This is a genomic window from Aquiflexum sp., assembly GCF_041749095.1.
GTDB lineage: Bacteria > Bacteroidota > Bacteroidia > Cytophagales > Cyclobacteriaceae > Aquiflexum.
This window is the reverse complement of the sequence record NZ_JBGTCA010000365.1, coordinates 1-2517: the sequence shown is the minus strand read 5'-3', so window position 1 is coordinate 2517 and position 2517 is coordinate 1. Positions and strand designations below refer to the sequence as shown.

Here is a 2517-nt window from a genome sequence, read left to right as displayed (position 1 = left end):
TGAAGGGTAAAGGAATTATCTGTTAAAAAAAGATATAAAATTTCACTTCTCTTCAAAAACAGGATCCTCCGAATCAATGATCATCCTGATAAATACAATCATCTGATCAATCTCGCTCCATGAAAAACCCAAATTGGACTGGGAATGGGCCAAAGCATCACGAAGCTTTCCGATGCTATTCATAGTCTGTACAAATCGGTCTCTGCTTAAACTGTCATCAAACTTTTTGAACCGCTGGTTTTTGGAAAAAATCGAGCCCAAATCCCCAAACTGAAGACATTGCACCAAATCAATCTCTTCTTTTTGTTCCTTTTTCCCTTCGTAAATATCCCTCGCCCCACTAAGCCTGTTATCAGTAAGACTTTCCTGCCAAGCAGGAAGATATTTTCTGATCAGATCTTTTAAATGAGTTTCCAATAGGCTTATCATTCCAAAAAAACCAATCCTCAGGGGAATTTTATCCAGATCGGTGCGCGTCACAATATAGGCTAAATAGCCCGTTTCATCTTTTATGAAATACCTTCTTTGAACAATCAGCATCCTAAAAGCGATCAAAAGTGGTGTATTGGACTCCATCAAATCTTCCGTGGAAATAGGTAATGGACTTTCGTCTCCATCATCGTATTTCATCATTTCTCCGCCCACATTGACAATCGCTGAATGGAAATTTCTTTTTTCCATTTCCTCCTTATAATTATCCTTTTCAAAAATGATCAGCTTTTCAGCAATGGACAGAACATTGATCTGTTCTTCAAAAAGCAATCGTAGTCGGTCCATGGAGTTCATAAAGTAGCTTGATTGGATTGTGAAAATATAAATTTACCTTTTATATTGACTTGATTTTTACGAACAAAATAATAAAATATGTCAGCAATGGATTTAGGAATCGGAAGTCAGATCAGACATCTGAAGTTTGGAAAAGGAGTGGTAGTGGAATCAGATGCTTCCTACTACAAGATCTACTTTAATTTCACCGCAGAGGTAAAGACTATCGCTCGGGACTTTCCCAATTTTGAATTGGTGGAGAAAAAAGAAGCTGAATTTCAGCCCATCACCTTGGCTGAAATCGAAACTGCGGTGGAAAATGTCATCCGAAAGAACCAACCAAAAGATGACCTCCCCAAGATAACTTTAGCCCAAAAATGGATCAACGGGACGGTTACCATCAATCCCTATAACCCAGAAATGAGCAACAAGGAAATTCCGATCAAGACCTTCTTTCACAAAATAGTCATGGTCAGAGAAAGACTCCGGGTTCTTGAACAGAACATCAACAACCATGAAAAACTCGACGACGAAGACCGCATCCAACTCCAGCAATATATTACCCGTGCTTACGGTTCACTGACCACATTCAATGTACTCTTTGCCAATAAGGATGATCAGTTCAAAGGGGCCGGGAAGGATGATTAAAAACAACTTCCTCTCTTTTAAAAAGATATTAATTACCAACTGCCAGTCTGGGATGAGGATAAAGGAGTCTACTATCGCTTTTCATTTTTCAATATTATCGGTGATGATAACGGAAAACTAAAAGCCACAGGTGCCAAAGTATTCCTGAGTATTTTAGACCGGGACTTGGCCTTGATGCATGAGATTGAAGTTCCCGAACTGACCAAATACCATTTTGTCAAAGACGGCAAAATCTGGATTTTTGAGAATAATGAGGATGAGGTAAGTTTTATAAGACTGGGGATAGAAGGAATCTGATTTTAAACAAGGGATCTGCAGGATTTGGTTGAAAAAGGAGCTTTGTGTAAAACCGGAAAGCTAAAAGGGACGAAGTATTTTTTAAAGTTGGGGAATGATTGATAATGGGATTGATGATTTTAATTTCTAATTTGTAGGCTCATAAAAAATAAATATACGTTCGAAATGGGTTTTAAAGAACTTCTGGAAATTTGTGAAAAAAACAGCAGGGAAAGTGAAGATGTACTGGATTGGATCATGTACTATGCCGGTGAAAGGGAAAGGCTTCAGAAGAAATTTGACCTTTTTGCCAAAAAATATCCGCAAATATTCAGGGAGATTCCGGAACCAAACTATGGAAGGTTTATTTCCCAATATATCATCCATGAAGTATTTAAAAAAGGGGGCTTGCTCAAGAAATATTTAAATCACAGCAATGTCAGGTCATTGCCCCCTGCCCAGTATGGCTACTTGGAAAATCAGATAAACAAAGATTGGTCATATTGCTATTTTGTCATTTTGGACAATCCGGAAGGGGATTTTTATAAAGTGGAAAGTGTTTTTACCCAGCAAAGGTTTCTGATATTCTCCCCGGGAATGACCCGTACAATTCAGGATCAGCCTGTGATCATGTTTGCTGGACTGATCAGTTCAAATGGACATTGTTATCAATCCTTTGGACCCCTTTTAGGCTTCCAAAGTATGGATCCTGATGATATATTTTATTATGCTACAGAATGGAACCAAAGCATAGAAACAGACGATGAAATCCATCAATATATACAGGACAATTTGCTGAATTTTATCTTGCTAAGTATTTATATCAAT

Annotated in this window: 4 protein-coding genes and 1 pseudogene; 4 read left to right on the top strand and 1 reads right to left on the bottom strand. The window is 37.9% G+C overall.

All coding sequences use genetic code 11. The annotated features are described in order from the left end of the window. Positions 1-42: 42 nt before the first annotated feature. Positions 43-777, bottom strand: a complete 735-nt coding sequence (locus ACEW8O_RS16650; RefSeq protein WP_373495753.1) for a hypothetical protein — start codon at positions 775-777, stop codon at positions 43-45. Positions 778-873: 96 nt separating this feature from the next. Between ACEW8O_RS16650 and ACEW8O_RS16645 the strand changes: the two genes are divergently transcribed. The 4 genes and pseudogenes from ACEW8O_RS16645 to ACEW8O_RS16630 form a co-directional block, all read left to right on the top strand. Further along, positions 874-1413, top strand: coding sequence for a hypothetical protein (locus ACEW8O_RS16645; RefSeq protein ID WP_373495752.1), 540 nt, complete (start codon positions 874-876; stop codon positions 1411-1413). 27 nt (positions 1414-1440) lie between these two features. After that, a pseudogene (locus ACEW8O_RS16640) lies at positions 1441-1587 on the top strand (hypothetical protein); the annotation flags it as partial. Further along, positions 1588-1710 carry a hypothetical protein gene (locus tag ACEW8O_RS16635; protein ID WP_373495751.1) on the top strand — a complete coding sequence of 41 codons (123 nt, stop codon included), beginning with the start codon at positions 1588-1590 and terminating at the stop codon, positions 1708-1710. A 165-nt stretch (positions 1711-1875) separates the two neighbouring features. Continuing rightward, the coding region (locus tag ACEW8O_RS16630; protein ID WP_373495750.1) for a hypothetical protein at positions 1876-2517 on the top strand (642 nt) is incomplete at its 3' end.